The organism is Paraburkholderia steynii, assembly GCF_900100565.1.
Lineage (GTDB): Bacteria > Pseudomonadota > Gammaproteobacteria > Burkholderiales > Burkholderiaceae > Paraburkholderia > Paraburkholderia terrae.
The window spans coordinates 662,900-682,087 of record NZ_FNDI01000001.1 but is presented as its reverse complement, the minus strand read 5'-3'; the positions used below and the strand labels follow the sequence as shown (position 1 = coordinate 682,087).

At 64.1% G+C, this 19,188-nt stretch carries 17 protein-coding genes and 2 tRNA genes; 8 read left to right on the top strand and 11 right to left on the bottom strand.

The features are described from left to right. Positions 1–78: 78 nt before the first annotated feature. The 5 genes from BLT65_RS03040 to fdxA all read right to left on the bottom strand — a co-directional run bounded on the left by BLT65_RS03040 (position 79) and on the right by fdxA (position 2,341). Complete coding sequence (locus tag BLT65_RS03040; protein WP_091774599.1) at positions 79–906, bottom strand: AraC family transcriptional regulator; 828 nt, start codon at positions 904–906, stop codon at positions 79–81. Between the two features lie 76 nt (positions 907–982). Next, the gene (locus BLT65_RS03035) at positions 983–1,483 is read right to left on the bottom strand and encodes a CreA family protein (RefSeq protein WP_091774598.1); all 501 of its coding nucleotides are present in this window, start codon (positions 1,481–1,483) and stop codon (positions 983–985) included. Positions 1,484–1,689: 206 nt separating this feature from the next. Continuing rightward, positions 1,690–1,765: transfer RNA gene (locus BLT65_RS03030), tRNA-Asn, on the bottom strand. Positions 1,766–1,829: 64 nt separating this feature from the next. After that, positions 1,830–1,905: transfer RNA gene (locus BLT65_RS03025), tRNA-Asn, on the bottom strand. A gap of 112 nt (positions 1,906–2,017) precedes the next feature. Beyond that, the gene (gene fdxA, locus BLT65_RS03020; RefSeq protein ID WP_007741795.1) at positions 2,018–2,341 is read right to left on the bottom strand and encodes a ferredoxin FdxA; all 324 of its coding nucleotides are present in this window, start codon (positions 2,339–2,341) and stop codon (positions 2,018–2,020) included. Between the two features lie 361 nt (positions 2,342–2,702). Between fdxA and pncB the strand changes: the two genes are divergently transcribed. The 5 genes from pncB (at position 2,703) to BLT65_RS02990 (ending at position 8,752) form a co-directional block, all read left to right on the top strand. After that, positions 2,703–3,902 (top strand): nicotinate phosphoribosyltransferase, encoded by a 1,200-nt coding sequence (pncB, locus tag BLT65_RS03010; RefSeq protein ID WP_091774596.1) that lies wholly within the window; start codon positions 2,703–2,705, stop codon positions 3,900–3,902. Positions 3,903–4,108: 206 nt separating this feature from the next. Next, a complete protein-coding gene (locus tag BLT65_RS03005; RefSeq protein ID WP_091774925.1) occupies positions 4,109–4,771 on the top strand; it encodes a LutC/YkgG family protein in 663 nt (220 codons plus the stop codon). A gap of 55 nt (positions 4,772–4,826) precedes the next feature. Next, positions 4,827–6,227, top strand: coding sequence for a sodium:proton antiporter (locus BLT65_RS03000; protein WP_091774594.1), 1,401 nt, complete (start codon positions 4,827–4,829; stop codon positions 6,225–6,227). A gap of 54 nt (positions 6,228–6,281) precedes the next feature. After that, positions 6,282–7,271, top strand: a complete 990-nt coding sequence (locus BLT65_RS02995; RefSeq protein WP_091774592.1) for a 2-hydroxyacid dehydrogenase — start codon at positions 6,282–6,284, stop codon at positions 7,269–7,271. Continuing rightward, entirely contained in the window at positions 7,268–8,752 is a 1,485-nt protein-coding gene (locus BLT65_RS02990) for a DNA recombination protein RmuC (RefSeq protein ID WP_091774590.1), read from the top strand. Before BLT65_RS02995 ends, BLT65_RS02990 begins: the two co-directional genes overlap by 4 nt. Before the next feature lie 113 nt (positions 8,753–8,865). On the opposite strand, the gene BLT65_RS02985 is transcribed toward BLT65_RS02990, so the two are convergent. The 6 genes from BLT65_RS02985 to BLT65_RS02960 form a co-directional block, all read right to left on the bottom strand. Beyond that, entirely contained in the window at positions 8,866–9,351 is a 486-nt protein-coding gene (locus BLT65_RS02985; RefSeq protein WP_091774587.1) for a GNAT family N-acetyltransferase, read from the bottom strand. Next, positions 9,351–9,626, bottom strand: coding sequence for a hypothetical protein (locus BLT65_RS02980; protein ID WP_007741774.1), 276 nt, complete (start codon positions 9,624–9,626; stop codon positions 9,351–9,353). The genes BLT65_RS02985 and BLT65_RS02980 overlap by 1 nt, the downstream gene beginning before the upstream one ends. 57 nt (positions 9,627–9,683) lie before the next feature. Continuing rightward, positions 9,684–10,997, bottom strand: coding sequence for a molybdopterin molybdotransferase MoeA (gene moeA, locus BLT65_RS02975; protein WP_091774585.1), 1,314 nt, complete (start codon positions 10,995–10,997; stop codon positions 9,684–9,686). 84 nt (positions 10,998–11,081) lie between these two features. Further along, positions 11,082–11,696 (bottom strand): molybdenum cofactor guanylyltransferase MobA, encoded by a 615-nt coding sequence (gene mobA, locus BLT65_RS02970; protein ID WP_091774583.1) that lies wholly within the window; start codon positions 11,694–11,696, stop codon positions 11,082–11,084. Positions 11,697–11,709: 13 nt separating this feature from the next. Beyond that, the gene (gene moaA, locus BLT65_RS02965) at positions 11,710–12,822 is read right to left on the bottom strand and encodes a GTP 3',8-cyclase MoaA (RefSeq protein WP_091774581.1); all 1,113 of its coding nucleotides are present in this window, start codon (positions 12,820–12,822) and stop codon (positions 11,710–11,712) included. Positions 12,823–12,984: 162 nt separating this feature from the next. Beyond that, entirely contained in the window at positions 12,985–16,299 is a 3,315-nt protein-coding gene (locus BLT65_RS02960; protein ID WP_091774579.1) for an Rne/Rng family ribonuclease, read from the bottom strand. 753 nt (positions 16,300–17,052) lie between these two features. Between BLT65_RS02960 and BLT65_RS02955 the strand changes: the two genes are divergently transcribed. The 3 genes from BLT65_RS02955 to BLT65_RS02945 are packed head-to-tail and all read left to right on the top strand — an operon-like array spanning position 17,053 to position 19,143. Then, positions 17,053–18,102 (top strand): RluA family pseudouridine synthase, encoded by a 1,050-nt coding sequence (locus BLT65_RS02955; RefSeq protein WP_091774577.1) that lies wholly within the window; start codon positions 17,053–17,055, stop codon positions 18,100–18,102. Continuing rightward, positions 18,095–18,754, top strand: coding sequence for an HAD-IA family hydrolase (locus tag BLT65_RS02950; RefSeq protein ID WP_091774575.1), 660 nt, complete (start codon positions 18,095–18,097; stop codon positions 18,752–18,754). Before BLT65_RS02955 ends, BLT65_RS02950 begins: the two co-directional genes overlap by 8 nt. Next, positions 18,751–19,143, top strand: a complete 393-nt coding sequence (locus BLT65_RS02945; RefSeq protein ID WP_091774573.1) for a Rieske (2Fe-2S) protein — start codon at positions 18,751–18,753, stop codon at positions 19,141–19,143. The genes BLT65_RS02950 and BLT65_RS02945 overlap by 4 nt, the downstream gene beginning before the upstream one ends. Positions 19,144–19,188 lie beyond the last annotated feature (45 nt).

Below are 19,188 nucleotides of genomic sequence, written 5' to 3'. Positions count from 1 at the left end.
CTTGCGCCTTGGGCTTTATTGATGCGGGGAGATTGCGGCGGCGCGCGCCCGGTGCCCTGTTGCTCGCGCGCGGCCCGTTCAGGCCGATTGCCAGCGCCCCGGCGGCACGCCGAACATGCGCCGGAAATGCCGCGTGAAGTGGCTTTGATCGGTGAACCCGCCTGCCGCCGCCACATCGGCCACCGACGCGCCCGCACGCAACGGCGCGAGCGAGCGCTGCAGACGGACCTGATTGCGCCACGCGTGCGGCGGCAATCCCGTCGCGCGCGTGAAAAGCCGTGCGGCGTGAAACTGCGACAGGCCGACGGTATCGGCGAGATCCGCGAGCTTGAGCGGCGCGGCCAGATCGCCGGCCAGTTGCTCTTTCATCGTGATCACGCGCGTATCGTCGGTGGCGAGTTGCGGCGTGTCGGGACGCGTGCGGCCATAGCGCACGAGCAGCGTCGACAGCGCGTCGAGCATCGCCGTTTCCGCGACGAGCGGATCGCCGTTCGCCTCCAGCAACTGATGCGCGCGCGACAGCCGCACGGCAAGGTCGGCATCGCGGATCACGTCTGCGTCGAACCACGGCAGCGGCTGCGCGCGGCCCGCGATGTCTTCGGCGAGCGCGTGAATGAAATCGACGGGCGCGTACATCACGCGGTAGCGCCAGCCTTCGTCCATGGCGCGCGAGCCGGTATGCACTTCGCCGGGATTGATGATGGGCACGCTGCCTGCCTCGGCGACGTGGCGCGAGCCCTGATACCGATACGTTTCCGCGCCCGCCTCGATCACGGGAATCGTATACGCGTCGTGCCAGTGCGGCGTGAACTCGTGATCGTGATATTCGGCCGTGAGCAGATCCGCGCCGGGCAGAAGCGGCGTGCGCCAGTAACGGGCGTTATCGCGGAAGCGGGTCGAAGTCATGAGCGAAGTCCGGGTGGACCGGTCAGTTTAGCGCGCCTTGTTCGGCTTGTTTGCCTCGGCCTGCTCAGAAGCGCGTTCAGCGAACGGGAATCGTCGTGCCGGCGGGCATCGGCACGGCCGTGACGCTGTTCTTCGCGCTGCCCGTCGCGACGCGATCGCTGTAGGTCAGGTACACGAGCGTATTGCGCTTCGAATCGACGACGCGTACCACGTGCAGCGTCTTGAAGATCAGCGACATCCGTTCCGTGAATACGTCGGACTGCTGGCGCAGCGGCTCGGGAATCTTGATGGCCGCGACCTGGCGGCACGCGATCGACGCCTCGGTCGGATCTTCGGCGATCCCGAGCGTACCCTTGATGCCGCCCGTGCGCGCCCGCGACACGTAGCAGGTGACGCCCTGCACGGCGGGATCGTCGTACGCTTCGACGACCACGCGATCCGAGCCAGTGATATGAAAGTTCGTGTTGACGCTGGCGACTTCCTCGGCCTGCGCGAGCGGCGCGCAGGCGAGCGCTGCCGAAGCGGCGAGGAAGGCGGCGACGCGCGCGATGCACGCACAGGGCAGGGCGAGTTTCATCAGGTGACCGGAAGAATGGGCGTTTGAAGAACAGGACGGGCAGACGGTTGCCAGTCAGAACGCCATCGTAACCTGGTTGCCCGCGCCGGCTGCTAACGTGCGATACGCTTGCGGCGCTTCTCTTCGGTCGACGGTCGATGAAGCCGCGTGCCGATAAGCGGCGGCAGAAAAAGAAAAGGCCCGCACGAATGCGGGCCTTCGAATTTTGGCTCCCCGACCTGGGCTCGAACCAGGGACCTACGGATTAACAGTCCGGCGCTCTACCGACTGAGCTATCGGGGAACAGCAATACAACTTGTCGTTACATAAAAAAGCCCGCTGTGGTTAACGGGCTCTTGCAATTCTTTGGCTCCCCGACCTGGGCTCGAACCAGGGACCTACGGATTAACAGTCCGGCGCTCTACCGACTGAGCTATCGGGGAACAACAAAAGCAGAGAAGCGGAATTGTAGGAGGTGTTGCAGAAGCTGTCAATACCCTCGAATCATCTCAATTTAATTCGACTGATTCGCGCCAGGGCGACAGCTTGCAGCGCTCAACGCTCGAGCAGCGCCAGTTTTTCCTTCACGTCCTTGAATTCGTCGGCTTCGGCCAGCGGCGCCTTGGTCTTGGTGATGCTCGGCCATGCCTTCGCGAGCTCGGCGTTGAGCTCCGTGAAGTGCTGCTGGTCGCCGGGCACGTCTTCCTCGGCATAGATGGCGTTCACCGGGCATTCCGCAACGCACACCGCGCAGTCGATGCATTCATCCGGGTCGATCGCGAGGAAGTTGGGACCTTCGCGAAAGCAGTCCACCGGGCACACATCGACGCAGTCGGTATAGCGGCACTTGATGCAGCTTTCGGTCACAACGTGAGTCATTCAGGCAACTCCTGCAAACGATATCTTTTAGGTAATGGGGGATGGCGAGACGCCAAAAGCGGTATTGTAGCGTAACGTCAAGTAGTGCATACGCCATCGTCCCAAGCCTTTTATATCGTTTGGTGATTAGTTTATGGCGAGCGGTTTGCGCCGCGGGCGCCCGCCGGCCTTGACGCATTCAAACAACCGCCGGCGCGCATTCGGGTAACATGCGACAGCATCTTCGCGGGACCCGTGTTGAGCGGTTCTGCGCGAAGCCCGAAGCGCGCATGTGAACATGGCGCATACGGCGAACACGAAAGGGCGAGGGCGCACGAGGCCTGACGTCTTCCGATTTCATGCAGTCCCGGTTTGCAAGATCATGATCATTTCTTCGCTGCTCGACACTGACCTGTACAAGTTCACGATGATGCAGGTGGTGCTGCATTATTTCCCGGCTGCCAACGTCGAATACAAGTTCCGCTGCCGCACGCCGAACGTCAACCTCGTGCCGTACATCGACGAGATTCGCAGCGAAGTGCATAAGCTCTGCAAGCTGCGCTTCAGCGAAGGCGATCTCGACTATCTGCGCCGGATGCGCTTCATCAAGGGCGACTTCATCGACTTCCTCGCGCTCTTCCATCTGAACGAAAAGTACATCTCGATCACGCCTTCGGCGAAGGGTAACGGGGAGATCGAAATCGACATCAAGGGACCGTGGCTGCACACGATCCTGTTCGAAATCCCCGTGCTTGCCATCGTCAACGAAGTGTATTTCCGCAACACGCAGCAGCAGCCCGATTACAGCGAAGGACGTGAGCGCCTGCGCGACAAGATCCAGCTGCTCGGCGCGCGCCCCGAGTTCGCCGACTGCAAGATCGCCGACTACGGCACGCGTCGCCGCTTCTCCGGACGTTGGCACGAAGAGGTGATTCTCACGCTCAAGGACGGCCTGCGCGACCAGTTCACGGGTACGAGCAACGTGTTCTACGCGATGAAGCATGGCCTGACGCCCCTCGGCACGATGGCGCACGAATATCTGCAGGCGTGCCAGGCGCTCGGCCCGCGTCTGCGCGACTCGCAGATCTTCGGCTTCGAAATGTGGGCGAAGGAGTATCGCGGTGACCTGGGTATCGCGTTGTCGGACGTGTACGGCATGCAGGCATTCCTCCGTGATTTCGACATGTACTTCTGCAAGCTCTTCGACGGCGCGCGCCATGATTCCGGCGACCCGTTCGACTGGGGCGAACGTCTTCTCGCGCACTACGAAGCGAACCGCTGCGACCCGCGCACGAAAGTGCTCGTTTTCTCCGACGCGCTCGACATCCCGAAGGTGCTGCAGCTGTACGAGCGCTTCCGGGGCCGCTGCAAGCTCGCGTTCGGCGTCGGCACGAACCTCACGAACGACCTCGGCTACAACCCGTTGCAGATCGTCATCAAGATGGTCAAGTGCAATGGCCAGCCCGTCGCGAAGCTGTCCGATTCGCCGGGCAAGAACATGTGCGAAGACAAGGCGTACCTTGCCTATCTGCGCCAGGTGTTCGGCATCGAACAGCCTGAGGAAGAAGCCTCGGGCAAGTGACGCGCGGCCGCGCTTTGGCGTTGCAGCCGGAGAGCATGTGAGGGCATTGTCGGCGCTTTGCACACGTGTCGCTATATGCCGTTCGGCCAGGTGTTGGCATGAAGGGCGGCCGGTATAATTCGACCGTCAATGTGCGCAATGAGCAGGCGCATTTCGCACGCGTATGTCCCACGTTCAGCACGACCACCGGCACGAGGATATTGCACATGGATACATCGACGGCCCGCCGCAACATCCTGGCGCGCATCCGCGCGGGGCAAGGGCGCGAGCCCGAGCCGGCCGCGTCCGAACGCGAGGCGGCGCAGGCGTATCTCGCAAGCCATCCGCAAGGTCCGCGTCCGCCCATGCCGGCCGATCTCGTCGCGCATTTCATCGAGCAGGCAAAGAAGATGGCGACCACGGTCGATACCGTCGAGTCGCTTGCCGACGCGCCCGCTGCCGCGCACCGTTACCTTTCCGAACTGAATCTTCCGACTCAGGCCATCGCATGGCAGACGCTCGAAGCGCTGCCTTGGGGTGGCTCAGGCATCGACGTCGAGTTTCGCAAACCGCGCGACGAAGACCGCGTCGGCATCACGGGCTGCTTCTGCGCGACGGCTGAAACGGGCACGCTGGTGCTGCTGTCCGGACCAGAGACGTATGCGTCGGCGGGCTTGCTGCCGGAGACGCATATCGCGATCGTGCCGGCCTCGCGCATCGTCGCCGGTCATGAGGAAGCGTTCAACCTGATCCGCAGCGAACGCGGCGAACTGCCGCGCGCCGTCAACTTCGTCTCAGGCCCGTCGCGTACGGGCGATATCGAACAAACCATCGTGCTGGGCGCGCACGGTCCTTATCGCGTGCATGCGATCGTCGTGCGTGGCGCGTAACGCTGTGTCGTTGCAGGGACGTGTTGAGCGTGCGTGTTCTCGCGCATGTTCTCAAATGGGCGGCGTCGCGTTGTTGTTCGTGCTGTCATGCTGGCCGCTTGCGGCATCGGCTGCGAGTCTCGACGGCGCTTCGCTCTCCGCATGGTGGGCCATGCCGTTCGCGGGCGTTCTGCTGTCGATTGCCGTGTTCCCGCTTGTCGCTCCCAAGCTTTGGCATCACCACTTCGGCAAGATCTCCGCGACGTGGGCCGTCGTGTTCCTCGTTCCGTTCGCGTTCGCGTTCGGCGCATCGATAGCGTTCGGCACGCTGATTCATGCGCTGCTCGAAGAGTATGTGCCGTTCATCGTGCTGCTGACCGTGCTCTATACCGTCGCGGGCGGTATCTGCGTGACGGGCAATCTGCGCGGCTCGCCGCGCCTGAATACGGCGCTGCTCGCGCTCGGCACCGCGCTCGCGAGCATCATGGGCACGACGGGCGCGGCGATGCTGCTGATCCGGCCGCTCTTGCGTGCGAACGACAACCGCAGGCACGTCGTGCATGTCGTCGTGTTTTTTATCTTTCTGGTCGCGAACGCGGGCGGTTCGCTGTCGCCGCTCGGCGATCCGCCGTTGTTCCTCGGTTTTCTGAATGGCGTCGGCTTCTTCTGGACGACCGTGCATCTCGCGCTGCCGATGCTGTTCATCTGCATCGTGCTGCTAGCCATTTTCTACGCGCTCGATACGTACTATTTCCGGCATCGCGAAGAAACGCTTCCTGTCGATCCATCGCCTGATACGCTTGCCGTTGGCGTCGTCGGCAAGATCAACTTCGTGCTACTTGCGGCGGTGATCGCGCTGGTGCTGATGAGCGGCATCTGGAAACCCGGCATCACGTTCGATGTGGCGGGCACGCACGTCGAACTGCAGAATGTCGTGCGCGACGCGGGGCTGATCGCGGTGACGCTGCTGTCGCTCGCTATTACGCCGCGTGCCGCGCGAGAGGGCAATGCGTTCAACTGGGCGCCCATCGAAGAGGTCGCGAAACTGTTCGCGGGAATCTTCGTGACGATCGCGCCTGTCATCATGATGTTGCGCGCGGGCGAGGCGGGTGCATTCAGCGGCATCGTGCATCTCGTCAACGACGCGGCCGGCCAGCCGCGCGACGAGATGTATTTCTGGGCGACGGGCCTGTTGTCGTCGTTCCTCGATAATGCTCCCACGTACCTCGTGTTCTTCAACCTCGCGGGCGGCGACGCGCAGACGTTGACGACCACGGGCGCATCGACGCTCGCGGCGATTTCGGCGGGCGCAGTGTTCATGGGCGCGAACAGCTACATCGGCAATGCGCCGAATTTCATGGTCAAGGCGATCGCCGAATCGCGCGGCGTGAAGATGCCCAGTTTTTTCGGGTATCTCGCGTGGTCGGGCGTCGTGCTGATACCGTTGTTCATCGCGACATCGTTGATTTTCTTTTGATGCCGTGCGCGCGCAGCGACGCGTGCGCTACGGCCTGATACTCGGAGAATGGCAATGCAAAAGGTTCTGGTTGCGCGTCCCATCTTTCCGGATGTGATCGAGCGCCTCAAGCAGCATTTCGAAGTGGACTGGCATAACGGCGACGTGCTGCCCGCCGATGAACTCAAGCGCCGCCTCGCCGACAAGGACGGTGCGCTGACGGCTGGCGACACGATCGACGCGTCCGTGCTGTCCGCCGCGCCGCGCCTGCGCGTGGTGTCGAACATGGCAGTCGGTTACAACAATTTCGACATGGCGGCGTTCAACGCGGCGAACGTGCTCGGCACGAACACGCCGGACGTGCTCAACGAATCGACAGCGGATTTCGGCTGGGCGCTGATGATGGCGGCTGCGCGCCGCATCGCGGAATCGGAGCACTGGCTGCGGGCGGGCAAATGGGAAAAGTGGTCGTACGACGGTTTTCTCGGCTCGGACCTGTATGGCTCGACGCTCGGCGTGATCGGCATGGGCCGCATCGGGCAGGCGCTCGCGCGTCGCGCGCGCGGCTTCAACATGAACGTGATCTATCACAACCGCTCGCGTGTCGCGCCTGAGATCGAGGCCGAGCTGAACGCGGAGTACGCGTCGAAGCAGGACTTGCTGCGACGTGCCGATCACGTCGTGCTCGTGCTTCCGTACACGGCTGAGAACCATCACACCATCGGCGCCGCCGAACTCGCGCTGATGAAGCCGACGGCGACGCTCACGAATATCGCGCGCGGAGGCATCGTCGACGACGCGGCGCTTGCCGAGGCTTTGCGCGAGAAGCGTATCGCCGCGGCGGGCCTCGACGTGTTCGAGGGCGAGCCGAAGCTCAATCCGGCGCTGCTCACCGTGCCGAATGTCGTGCTGACGCCGCATATCGCGAGCGCGACGGAAGCGACGCGCCGCGCGATGGCTAATCTCGCCGCCGACAATCTGATCGCTGGCCTGGGCGAGGGTCCGCGCGCCGGGCGTCCGCCGAACCCTATCAACCCTGATGTGATCGGGAAGGCGCGTTCATGACGATGGTTTTAATCGCGGCCGTTGCCATCCTGGCCGTTGCGCTGGTGATTGCGCTGTTCATGCTGATGCGCGGCAATAGCGGCGCGCAACAGCAGATGCAATTCGACGAACTGGGCGAGCGCCTCGATGCCGCGGCGCTTGCGCAGACGCGCGAGTACGAGCGGCTCGAACGCGAGCTGCGTGGCGAGATTTCCGAAACGGCGCGCGTATCGCGCACGGAATTGAGTGGCGGCTTCTCGCAGTTCCAGCAGACGCTCGCTTCCCAGTTCACGAGCATGACGACCGTGCAGGCCGCGAAGATCGACGGCTTTGCGCAGCAACTCGTCAAGCTGACGGATACGAATACGCAACAGCTCGACGCCGTGCGCCACAGCCTGCAACAGCAGGCGCAACAGGCGCGCGACGAACAGGGCATCACGCTGAAGCGTTTCGGCGAAACGTTGCAGCAGCAACTGGCGCAGGTGACGGAGGCAAACGACCGGCGCTTCGCGGAAGTGCGCGCGACCATCGAGCAGCGGCTGAAAGACATCGAGGCGAACAACTCGACGAAGCTCGAAGAAATGCGTCGCACCGTCGACGAAAAACTGCACGCGACACTCGAACAGCGGCTTGGCGAATCGTTCAAGCTCGTGTCCGATCGTCTCGAGCAGGTGCATCGCGGTCTCGGCGAAATGCAGACTTTGGCCGCGGGCGTCGGCGATCTGAAGAAGGTTCTGACGAACGTTAAGACGCGCGGTACATGGGGCGAAGTACAGCTCGAAGCGTTGCTTGAACAGGTGCTGACGTCCGATCAGTACGCAAAGAACGTGGCGACGATTCCGAAGAGCAACGATCGCGTTGAGTTCGCGATCAAGCTGCCGGGACGTCAGCCGACTCCCGATGCGGCCGCAACGCCCGTATGGCTGCCCATCGATGCGAAATTTCCGCGTGAAGACTATGAACGTCTGATCGAAGCGCAGGAGCGTGCCGACCCAGTCGCAGTCGAAGACGCGTCGCGCGCGCTCGAAGGGCGGATTCGCGCGGAAGCGAAGACGATTGCGGAAAAGTACGTGTCGCCGCCGCATACCACGGACTTCGCGCTGCTGTTCCTGCCGACGGAAGGCTTGTACGCCGAGATTCTGCGTCGTCCGGGTCTCACGGATCTTCTGCAGCGCGACTATCGCGTGACGATTGCCGGGCCGACGACGTTGACGGCCTTGCTCAACAGTCTGCAGATGGGTTTCCGCACGCTCGCCATCGAAAAGCGTTCGAGCGAAGTGTGGCAGGTGCTGGGCGCGGTGAAGACCGAGTTCGGCAAATTCGGCGACGTGCTGGCGAAGACCAAGTCGCAACTCGAAACCGTCACGCGTTCGATCGAAGCAGCGGAAGTGCGTACGCGTCAGATGAACAAAAAGCTGCGCGACGTCGAGGCGTTGCCCGAAGAACGGGCGGCGGGTTTGCTTGGGGACTCGCTGTCCGGAGTCGATGCGGAAGAGTCTTGATGCAGGGAAGGCTGGCAACGCTTGACCGCGATGGTTGAGCGTCTCGCCAGCCCGCAGGGCAGCTTCGAACTTCGAATGGAAGCGAAGCTGCGCCCGCCGGGCGTGCGCGCAAGTCAGTCCGCGCTTGCCGCGAGTTGATCGAGCGCGTCGCCCGTTATGCGCACGACGCGCCAGTCCGGCAACACGGTCGCCCCCATCTTCTGATAAAAATCGATGGCAGGCTGATTCCAGTCCAGCACCGACCATTCGAAACGGCCGCATTGCCGCTCGACAGCCAACGCTGCCAGATAGCGCAGCATCTTCGACCCGAGCCCCGTGCCGCGCTCGGTCGGCTGCACGTACAGGTCTTCGAGATACAGGCCGCGCCGTCCGAGGAACGTCGAGTAGTTGTGGAAGAACAGCGCGTAGCTGATCATCTTGCCGTCGCGCTCCGCGACGATCGCTTCCGCCGAAGGGCGCGCGCCGAACAGCGCGTCGCGCAGGCCGTCTTCCGTCGCGATGAACAGATGCGTGAGCTTTTCGAACTCGGCCAGCTCGTACATCAGCGCGAGCATCGTGCCGACGTCGTCAGGCGTGGCTGCGCGGATCGTCGCCGGCATTACGCTTCCTCCGGCACGTCGCTCAACTGGATTTCGATGCCGCCAAAGCGCGACGCCACCCAGTTGTATGCGTGGCATGCAATCCACAGCAAAATGAAGCCCAGAATCGCGTTAAGCAGCAGCGCGCTGAATACGGTGCTCAGTTCCACCGAACCGTAACGGATGAAGGCGACCAGCACGCCGAGCAGCACGATAGGCACACTGAACGTCAGATACACGAGGATCAATGCCTTTGCCGTTTGCCCCGGTGCAATGAACGAGATCTGTTTTTTCATGTAAGTCAAACCCGTATGTCGTAGTGGATTGCGTAAAAACCTGCCAGCCTCGTGCGCTCAGATGAGGCCGTCGAACAGCATGATATCGACGGCGTCGCCCGGATCGAGATCGCCCTGGTCGTGGGCGAGCACGATGAAGCAATTTGCTTCGCTCATCGAACTGAGCACGCCGGAGCCTTGCGAGCCCGTCGGCGTGACGCGCCATGCGCCTTGCGCGTCGCGCTGCGCGATGCCGCGCTGGAATTCGGTGCGGCCCGGCCGTTTGCGGATCGTGTCGACGCACGCTGCGCGGATCAGCGGCACGGGATGCGTCGTCGCGCCGGACATCCGCAGCAGCACTTCGCGCACGATCTGGTAGAACGCCGCCATCACCGCGACGGGGTTGCCCGGCAGACCGAAAAAGATTGCCGGTTTGCCCGCGCCGGGCTTGCCGCCCGACCAGATACGCCCGAACGCCAGCGGCCGGCCCGGGCGCATCGCGAGACTCCAGTGCGCGACGTCGCCGAGCATGCGCAGCATTTGCTTCGTCAGATCGGCTTCGCCCACGGAAACGCCGCCGGAGGTTATCACGACATCCGCGCTCGATGCAGCCGTTCGCAGTGCTTCTTCAAGCGCGGCGGGTTCGTCGCGGACCACGCCGAGGTCGATGGGATCGACGTCGAGTCGCTTGAGCATCGCGAACAGCGTATAGCGGTTGCTGTCATAGACGCAGCCCGGATCGAGCGGCTGGCCGATCGAGCGCAGCTCGTCGCCCGTCGAAAAGAATGCGACACGCAGACGGCGGCGCACGGACACCTCGCCAATGCCCAGCGACGCGAGCAGTCCGAGGTCCGACGCGCGCACGATTCGGCCCGCCTTCAGCGCGACCGCGCCCTGCGCAAGGTCTTCGCCCGCGAGGCGCCGGTTCGCGCCCGTGCGTAATTGCGACGCCGGAAAGCGGATGGTGTCGCCGTCGCGCGTGACGGCTTCCTGCGGCACGACGGTGTCGCAGCCAGCGGGCATCGTCGCGCCCGTCATCACGCGAACGCATTGCGTGCGCTCGATGCTTCCCGCGAACGGATGCCCCGCGAAGGCCTTGCCCGCCACGCTCAGCGCGAGCTCGCTCTTTTCACCCGGTACGCCTGTTTGAACTGCGAGCGCCGCGCCTGCAAACGCGTAGCCGTCCATCGCTGAGTTGTCGTGCGCGGGTACGTCGATGGGCGACACGATGTCCTGCGCCAGCACGCGGTTCAGCGCGTCACGCAGATGGACGCGCTCGACGGTCGTCACGGGTGTCGCCCACTCGCGCACGATTGCCTGTACGGCGGACACCGGCATGGCTTGAGCGTCGTACTGTGCGACGCAACTCGAAGTTTCGTTCAGCGTGGTCATGAAAGGGGAGCGTCGCGACGGGATGCGGTGCGGCGGCGGCCGGGCGGCAATCGCGGCAAATGGCGCTGCTAATGTTAAACCCGGTCAACCGCGTTCGAGGTCGGCGAGTTCCTGCAGTGAATTGATATTGTAAAACGTGCGCTCGTCCGGAAAGGCGACTTCGACCGCCCTGTGGCGTGCGTACCACGTGCGAACCTTGCGCTCGCCCGCCTGCAGAAAGCCTTCGAGATCGTCGGCCAGCGACGTGCGCACGAGCGCGAAAACGGGGTGGATGGACGTGTCGCCCTGGGCGTCCGTGGTCGTGACGGTCGCGATGCCGGAGTCACGCGCATCGAGCGCGGTTGCGAGGCGCTCGGCGAGATCAGCCGGAAAGCCGGGCGTGTCGCAGGGTGCCGACAGCACGAACGGTGTGCGCGCCGCGCGCAAACCAGAGAGGAGGCCTGCGAGCGGACCGGGGAAATCGGGAAGCGTGTCGGAGATGACGGTTGCTTGAAACGGCTCGCCCAGTTCCGCGTAGCGCGCCGTGTGCCGGTTCGCGCTGATCAGAAGCGGCCCGGCCTGCGGCGCGAGATGCCGCATCACGTGGAGCGCGAGCGGTTCGCCGTGCAACATCTGCAGGCCTTTGTCGACGCCGCCCATGCGCATGCCGCGTCCGCCTGCGAGCAGCAGGCCGGTGATCTCGTCGCGCGTGATGCTCATTGGAAAGACCGGCTCAGCCGCCGATGTACGACATCTCGACGCGCCGCTCTTCGCGCGTCGTCGTCGATGCCGCGTTCGCGCTGCCACGCAGTTGCGAGTAGCGGTCGCCGCGGGCGTGCCAGATGTTGGCGATCGCGGTGGCGATGCCTGCGTCGCTCGTGCCGTTGCGTACTAGCGCGCGCAGATCGTGGCCCGACGAAGCGAACAGACACAGATACACCTTGCCTTCCGTCGATAGCCGCGCGCGCGTGCAGTCGCCGCAGAACGCGCGCGTCACGCTGGAAATCACGCCAATCTCGCCGCTGCCATCCGCGTAGCCCCAGCGCTGCGCGGTTTCGGCGGCGCTGTGCGCTTCGAGCGGCAGCAGCGGAAAGTGCTCGCTTATGCGCGCGACCACGTCCGCCGACGGCAGCACTTCCGTCATGTTCCAGCCGTTCGACGTGCCGACGTCCATGTATTCGATGAAGCGCAGCACCACGCCCGAGTCGCGGAAATGCTGCGCCATCGGCACGATTTCGCTGTCGTTCGTGCCGCGCTTGACGACCATGTTGACCTTAAGCGGCGCAAGTCCGACCGACTGCGCAACTTCGATGCCGTCGAGCACGTCGCGCACCGCGAAATCGGCGTCGTTCATGCGGCGAAACAACGCATCGTCGAGCGCGTCGAGGCTGACGGTCACGCGGCTCAGGCCGGCGTCTTTCAGGCTGCGCGCCTTGCGCGCGAGCAGCGAACCGTTGGTGGTGAGGGTCAGGTCGAGCGGCTTGCCCGCAGCGGTCGTCATTCGCGCGAGCCGTTCGATCAGGAATTCGAGGTTCTTGCGCAAGAGCGGTTCGCCGCCCGTCAGACGGATTTTCTCGACGCCATGCGCGACGAAAATCGTCGCGATTCGCTCGATTTCCTCAAAAGTCAGCAGCGCGCTGTGCGGCAGGAACGAATAGTCCTTGTCGAACACTGCGCGTGGCATGCAGTAGACGCACCGGAAGTTGCAACGGTCGGTGACCGAAATGCGCAGGTCGCGCAGCGGGCGCGACAGCGTATCGGTCAGCTCGCCGCGCGGGGTCCGGATGGGACCGGCGACGTCGGGAATGGCGCTGACGTCGGCAACAGGAATGATGCGTCGGGACATGATGACATATTTGGGATATCAGACTTCATTCTAGCGGAAGGCCCTGTCCGTCACAGTAGGGCGAACGCGTGGTGCTGTCAGGTGAGGGACAACAAAAAGCCCGCCATGAAGGCGGGCTTTTCGGGTTGCCCGGCGTTGCCGCCGGGCAAAGTTAGCGACCGCTTACTGCGGCTGCTTTGCCGTTTCGACCTGTTGCATGGGTGTCGTGTCGGCGGCCGGAAGCGGCTTGCGCTCGCGCGGCGCGCGTGCGGGCTTCACCGCTTGCGCGGCGGCTTCCTGCGCGGCCCGCAGCTTGTCCGAGTCGGTCTTGACCCAGACGAGGCCGGCGCTTTCCAGCATCGTCTCGAGGCCTTGCGTCGACTGGCGGCCGGCCGATGCGCCGTTCGTGCGAACGGGTTGCGGTTCGGCTGCTGCGGCGATCGGTGCGGCTTGCGTTGCGGGTTCCGTTACGGCTTCCGTTACGGCCGGTTCCGCTGCGGGTTGCGCTTGCGCGACATCCGCGACGGGTTCCGCGACCGGCTGAACGACCGGCTCGGCGGCGGCTTGAACCATCGGCTCGACGACGGGCTGGGTTGCAACGGGCGCTTCGACAACCGGCTGCGCTGCTTCCGCAGGCGCTGCCGGGGCCGGAGCCGCTGCAACCGGCTCGGCTACAGGCTCGGCGACGACAGGCGCTTCGGCGACGGGTGCTGCCGCTACCGTCTCAACCGGCGCGGGCACTTCAACGGGAGCTTGCACCGTTGCGACAGGCGCAACCGCTTGCGGCTCGACAGCGGCCGGCTGTTCGACGGCTGCTTCCGTGTAGATCGCAACAGGCGCTTCGTCGGCGGGCACGACGGCTTCCGCCTTCGCAGCCTTTTCGACAGCCAGCGCCGGCGTTTCAGCCGATGCATGCAACTCGCTGACCACGGCGGCGCCCGTCGCGACGGCTGCCACGACGACCTCGACCGGCCTCACTTCCTGTGCCGGCTGTTGCTGAACAGCTTCGACCGCTTGCGGCTGCGCTTCATGACGGCCCGTGTGTTCCGGCGCGCGCACGGGCGTTTCCGCCGATGCCGCCACAGCCGTTTCACCTTCCGCTTCCGCGACATCGGCGGCCGTGTTCACGTTCACGCCTTCCTCGTCACGCTCGCGACGGCCACCACGGCGGCCGCGACGGCGACGACGACGTTCTTCGCCATCACGCGCGTCGTCGATGGGAGCAGCGCCGCCCATCAGATTCGCTTGCGCCTGTGCGGCGACATCGGCCTGAGCGTCGTTCTGGCTCAGCGCGTCGGCTGCTTCGGGCTGCTGCTTGCGACGCTCGCCACGTTCGGCGCGTTCGCCACGCTCACGGCGCTCGCCACGGTCCGCCCGATCCTGGCGCTCGCCGCGCGTTGCCTCAGCGGTTTCTGCGCGTTCCGCACGCTCCTGACCGCGTTCGACGCGCTCCGGACGTGCCTCGCGCGGTTCGCGTGCCTCACGAGGCTCGCGGCCTTCGCGCGGCTCGCGGCCGCCACGCGGTTCACGTGCTTCACGCGGTTCGCGTTCCTGACGTTCGCCGCGCTGCGACGGTTGACCCTGACGGCCTTGCGTTGCCGCGCCTTCGCCACGGCCTGCCGCATCGCGGCCACCTGCGCCGTTGCGACGGTTGCGGTTGCGATCGCCGCCGCGCTCGCCCGTGCGCTCACCACGCTCGGTGCGTTCGCCGCGTGCGGGCTTCGCCGTCTTCTCGACTGGAGCGGGCGCGGGAGCGGGAGCCGCCGGTTGCACACCGAACAGACCCTTCAGCCAGCCGATGAAGCCGCCCGTGGCGGGCTTGACTTCGACCGTGGCGGCAACGGGGGCCGGCGTGCGCACGGGCGCGCTCGGCGCCGGCTTTTCAGGCGTGATGCCCTTCACGGCCGCTTCCTGCTTCGGCTTCACTTCTTCGGTGCGCTTGCTGTAACCCGTTTCCGATTCCAGTTCGCGGGCCGCTTCTTCGGCCATCTTCCACGACGCGCGCGGATCGTCGAGGCGCGCGTCGTCGTGACGCAGACGCTCGAGCTTGTAGTGCGGCGTGTCGAGGTGCTTGTTCGGCACCAGCACGACGTTGACCTTGAAGCGCGACTCGATCTTGTTGATTTCCGAGCGCTTTTCGTTGAGCAGGAAGGCCGTGACTTCGACGGGCACCTGGCAGTGGATCGCCGCGGTGTTTTCCTTCATCGCTTCTTCCTGAATGATCCGCAGCACTTGCAGCGCGGACGATTCGGTATCGCGGATGTGGCCCGTGCCGTTACAGCGCGGGCAGGTCACGTGGCTGCCTTCCGACAGCGCCGGACGCAGACGCTGGCGCGACAGTTCCATCAGGCCGAAGCGCGAGATCTTGCCCATCTGGACGCGCGCGCGGTCGTGCTTGAGCGCGTCTTTCAGGCGCTGCTCGACTTCGCGCTGGCTCTTGGCCGACTCCATGTCGATGAAGTCGATCACGATCAGGCCGCCCAGGTCGCGCAGACGCAGCTGGCGCGCGACTTCGTCGGCCGCTTCGAGGTTCGTGCGCGTGGCCGTTTCCTCGATGTCGGCGCCCTTGGTGGCGCGCGCCGAGTTCACGTCGATCGCGACGAGCGCTTCCGTGTGGTCGATCACGATCGCGCCGCCCGACGGCAGCGGCACCGTGCGCGAGTACGCCGTTTCGATCTGGTGTTCGATCTGGAAACGCGAGAAAAGCGGCACGTCGTCGTGATACCGCTTCACCTTGTTGACATTGTCCGGCATCACGATGTCCATGAAGGCGCGTGCCTGGTCGTGGATTTCCGTGGTGTCGATCAGAATTTCGCCGATGTCCGGCTGGAAGTAGTCGCGAATCGCGCGGATGACGAGGCTCGATTCGAGATAGATCAGCATCGGCTGACCTTGCGAGCCGCTTTGCGACGCGGCTTCGATCGCGCGCCACAGCTGCATCAGGTAGTTCAGGTCCCACTGCAGCTCTTCCGCGCTACGGCCGATACCCGCCGTGCGCGCGATGATGCTCATGCCTTCGGGCAGTTGCAGTTGGGACATCGTTTCGCGCAGTTCCTGGCGGTCGTCGCCTTCGATCCGGCGCGACACACCGCCGCCGCGCGGATTGTTCGGCATCAGCACGAGGTAACGGCCGGCGAGCGAGATGAACGTGGTGAGGGCTGCGCCCTTGTTGCCGCGTTCTTCCTTCTCGACCTGAACGATCAGTTCCTGTCCTTCTTTCAGGGCATCCTGGATGCGCGCCGAGCGCATGTCGATGCCTTCGCGGAAGTACTGGCGGGCGACTTCCTTGAACGGGAGAAAACCATGGCGGTCTTCGCCGTAGTTGACGAAACAGGCTTCGAGCGACGGCTCGATACGGGTAATGATGCCCTTGTAGATATTGCCTTTGCGCTGTTCGCGGCCGGCGGTTTCGATGTCGATATCGATGAGTTTTTGCCCATCGACGATGGCGACGCGCAGTTCTTCCTGCTGCGTCGCATTAAACAACATGCGTTTCATTGAACGGCTCCAGAGCGGCTCTGCCTGTCCAACCGACGGCGCACGGGAACGAACCCGGCCGACGGCTTGGGCAGCGGCATGCCGCGCCTTATTGTGTTTTCACAAGCACGCTGGAGCGGGAAAGATGGCGGGAGAATTGCCTGATATGGGCGCCGTCTCCAATAAATGGACGCGCAGCCGCAGGGCACATGCGAACACGGCTTCAAATAATGGCCCGACACGCCGCGGGTCCTGGCAGCCGACTAGCATAAGCCTTCGTCCACGTGCGCCGGCGCGCCAGTTGGGCGCGCGTCCGGACACGTTCGAAGGCTGCGGTCTTGCCGCAGCGGGCAGGCTCGCTCACTGCGCGTGCCTGTCCCGCTCGGGGTGTCTCGCCTCATTTTGACGTCGCCATGTCCTGCACTCTCCGCAGGACGACTCGGGCGCACGCCGTATTTTCGCCACCGGCCGCTTCGCGCTTAAGGGACATGAAAGCAGCCCTTGCCGAAGCTCGCCAGTCAAATTCTTTTTGACCAAAATTCCGTTACCGACGGTGCCAACTGTGACCGAACGTGCCTGTGGGCGCCGTCCCTGCCGTGTCGTGCATCGTGCGTGCAACTTGTTGCATCTCATTTTCAGGGCGAGCAACCAGCCCCCGGCGCAAGTAAAATGACGTTTTATCGCTTGCACCTGCGCAATCCACCCGCGATTCGGTTTAAGGCGCCGATCCTATATAGTCGGCCACCGCAGACTGCTGGGCAAATTATATTCAGAATGAAAGAGTTAGGCAAAATATCCCAGAAATCGGTGACGAGCCCCGTTGCGAGCGATCAGGTGTCGATGATCGAAATCGACGACAGCGCGGCCGGTCAGCGGATCGACAACTTCCTGTTGCGCGTCTGTAAGGGCGTGCCGAAAAGTCATATTTATCGGATTCTGCGCAGCGGCGAGGTGCGCGTGAACAAGGGCCGCGTGGACGCGCAGTACCGTCTCGCGTTCGGCGATCTGGTGCGCGTGCCGCCCATTCGCGTCGCGAAGGCGGACGAGGCGGTGCATGCGCCCGTGCCGTCCGCGCATTTCGAGATCCTGTTCGAAGACGAGCATATGCTCGTGATCGACAAACCGGCCGGCGTCGCCGTGCATGGCGGCAGCGGGGTCGCGTTCGGCGTGATCGAGCAGTTGCGGGCCGCGCGTCCGCAGGCGAAGTTTCTGGAACTGGTGCATCGATTGGACCGCGAGACGTCGGGCGTGCTGATGCTCGCGAAAAAGCGCGCGGCGCTCGTGAATCTGCACGAGCAGATCCGTGAAAACCGGATGGACAAGCGTTACTACGCGTGCGTGCATGGCGAATGGGCGAGCGACTGGGGCCGCCGGAGGGCCGTGAAGGAGCCGCTGCACAAATATCTGCTGCCGGATGGCGAGCGGCGTGTGCGCGTGCAGCCGGACGGGCTGCCATCGCACACTATTTTCAATCTCGTCGATCGCTGGCCTGGTTACGCGCTGCTCGAAGCGGAACTGAAAACGGGTCGGACCCATCAGATTCGTGTCCATCTGGCGCATCTGGGGCTGCCGATCATCGGCGACGCCAAATACGGCGATTTCGCGCTGAATAAGGCGCTTGCGCGCGCAAATGCGCAGCCGGGGCTCAAACGGATGTTTTTGCACGCTTACCGGCTTAAGCTGACGCATCCGGCGACGGGCGACACGTTACAGTTCGAAGCGCCGTTGCCGGCAGACTGCAAGCGGTTCATCGCGCAACTTGCGGGGACGGCGGGCGCAGGAACGCACGAACAATCACATACCGAGACGAAAACGCATGGCTAGAGAGCAATTTGACCTGATCGTCTTCGATTGGGACGGCACGTTGATGGACTCGACCGTCCACATCACGCGCAGCATCCAGGCGGCCTGCCGCGACCTCGGGCTGCCCGTGCCGGCTGACGAGGCCGCGAGCTTCGTGATCGGCCTGGGTTTGCGCGACGCGCTGCAGATCGCCGCGCCGACGCTCGATCCATCCGACTACCCGCGCCTCGCCGAGCGCTATCGTTTCCACTATCTGGTGAAGGATCAGACGACCGAGCTGTTTTCGGGTGTGCGCGAGATGCTCGCGGATCTGCGTGATCAAGGCTATCTGCTCGCGATCGCGACGGGGAAGAGCCGTGTCGGGCTGAACCGTGCGCTCGATCAGGTTCGGCTCACGAGTCTTTTCGACGGCACGCGCTGCGCCGATGAAACGTTCTCGAAACCGCATCCGGCTATGCTGCAGGAACTGACACGCGAACTGGGGCAGGATCCCGTGCGCACGGTGATGATCGGCGACACCACACACGATCTTCAAATGGCGATCAATGCCGGCGTGTCGGGCATCGGCGTCACATACGGCGCGCATCCCGCGGATTCGCTGACGGCGCTGGAGCCGAAATTCGTCGCGGACAGCATCGCGTCGCTATCGGGCTGGTTGCGGGTGTACGCATGACGGACGTCGCGCAGGAGGCGGTGCGCATTTGCGCGTCCGAAGAACTCGTCGACGGCGGCGCGGGCGTGCGCCGCGACGCGACATTCGCGGGCGGCGACGCCGTCGTGTTCTTCGTCCGCTATGACGGCGTGGCGTATGGCTATCTGAACCGCTGCGCGCACGTGCCAATGGAGCTGGACTGGAACGAAGGACAGTTCTTCGAATCGTCCGGCTTATACTTGATGTGCGCGACGCATGGCGCGATTTACGCGCCGGCTACGGGCAAATGCGTCGGCGGTCCGTGCCGCGGCGGCAGGCTTCGCCCGGTACGCGTCGACGAGCGCGACACGCCCGAAGGGCGCACAGTGTTCTGGCTTCCGGACGCCGATCTTCGTCCAGCATCTGCCTGATTTCCCAGCATCTTTTCCCGAAACCTCGTTTTCTCCGGCGGCAAC

Excerpts from the sequence above, each read along its gene's own strand:
- BLT65_RS03040 (WP_091774599.1), bottom strand. The coding sequence starts at position 906 with ATGACTTCGACCCGCTTCCGCGATAACGCCCGTTACTGGCGCACGCCG.
- BLT65_RS03035 (WP_091774598.1), bottom strand. The coding sequence starts at position 1,483 with ATGAAACTCGCCCTGCCCTGTGCGTGCATCGCGCGCGTCGCCGCCTTC.
- fdxA (WP_007741795.1), bottom strand. The coding sequence starts at position 2,341 with ATGACTCACGTTGTGACCGAAAGCTGCATCAAGTGCCGCTATACCGAC.
- pncB (WP_091774596.1), top strand. The coding sequence starts at position 2,703 with ATGATCATTTCTTCGCTGCTCGACACTGACCTGTACAAGTTCACGATG.
- BLT65_RS03005 (WP_091774925.1), top strand. The coding sequence starts at position 4,109 with ATGGATACATCGACGGCCCGCCGCAACATCCTGGCGCGCATCCGCGCG.
- BLT65_RS03000 (WP_091774594.1), top strand. The coding sequence starts at position 4,827 with ATGGGCGGCGTCGCGTTGTTGTTCGTGCTGTCATGCTGGCCGCTTGCG.
- BLT65_RS02995 (WP_091774592.1), top strand. The coding sequence starts at position 6,282 with ATGCAAAAGGTTCTGGTTGCGCGTCCCATCTTTCCGGATGTGATCGAG.
- BLT65_RS02990 (WP_091774590.1), top strand. The coding sequence starts at position 7,268 with ATGACGATGGTTTTAATCGCGGCCGTTGCCATCCTGGCCGTTGCGCTG.
- BLT65_RS02985 (WP_091774587.1), bottom strand. The coding sequence starts at position 9,351 with ATGCCGGCGACGATCCGCGCAGCCACGCCTGACGACGTCGGCACGATG.
- BLT65_RS02980 (WP_007741774.1), bottom strand. The coding sequence starts at position 9,626 with ATGAAAAAACAGATCTCGTTCATTGCACCGGGGCAAACGGCAAAGGCA.
- moeA (WP_091774585.1), bottom strand. The coding sequence starts at position 10,997 with ATGACCACGCTGAACGAAACTTCGAGTTGCGTCGCACAGTACGACGCT.
- mobA (WP_091774583.1), bottom strand. The coding sequence starts at position 11,696 with ATGAGCATCACGCGCGACGAGATCACCGGCCTGCTGCTCGCAGGCGGA.
- moaA (WP_091774581.1), bottom strand. The coding sequence starts at position 12,822 with ATGTCCCGACGCATCATTCCTGTTGCCGACGTCAGCGCCATTCCCGAC.
- BLT65_RS02960 (WP_091774579.1), bottom strand. The coding sequence starts at position 16,299 with ATGAAACGCATGTTGTTTAATGCGACGCAGCAGGAAGAACTGCGCGTC.
- BLT65_RS02955 (WP_091774577.1), top strand. The coding sequence starts at position 17,053 with ATGAAAGAGTTAGGCAAAATATCCCAGAAATCGGTGACGAGCCCCGTT.
- BLT65_RS02950 (WP_091774575.1), top strand. The coding sequence starts at position 18,095 with ATGGCTAGAGAGCAATTTGACCTGATCGTCTTCGATTGGGACGGCACG.
- BLT65_RS02945 (WP_091774573.1), top strand. The coding sequence starts at position 18,751 with ATGACGGACGTCGCGCAGGAGGCGGTGCGCATTTGCGCGTCCGAAGAA.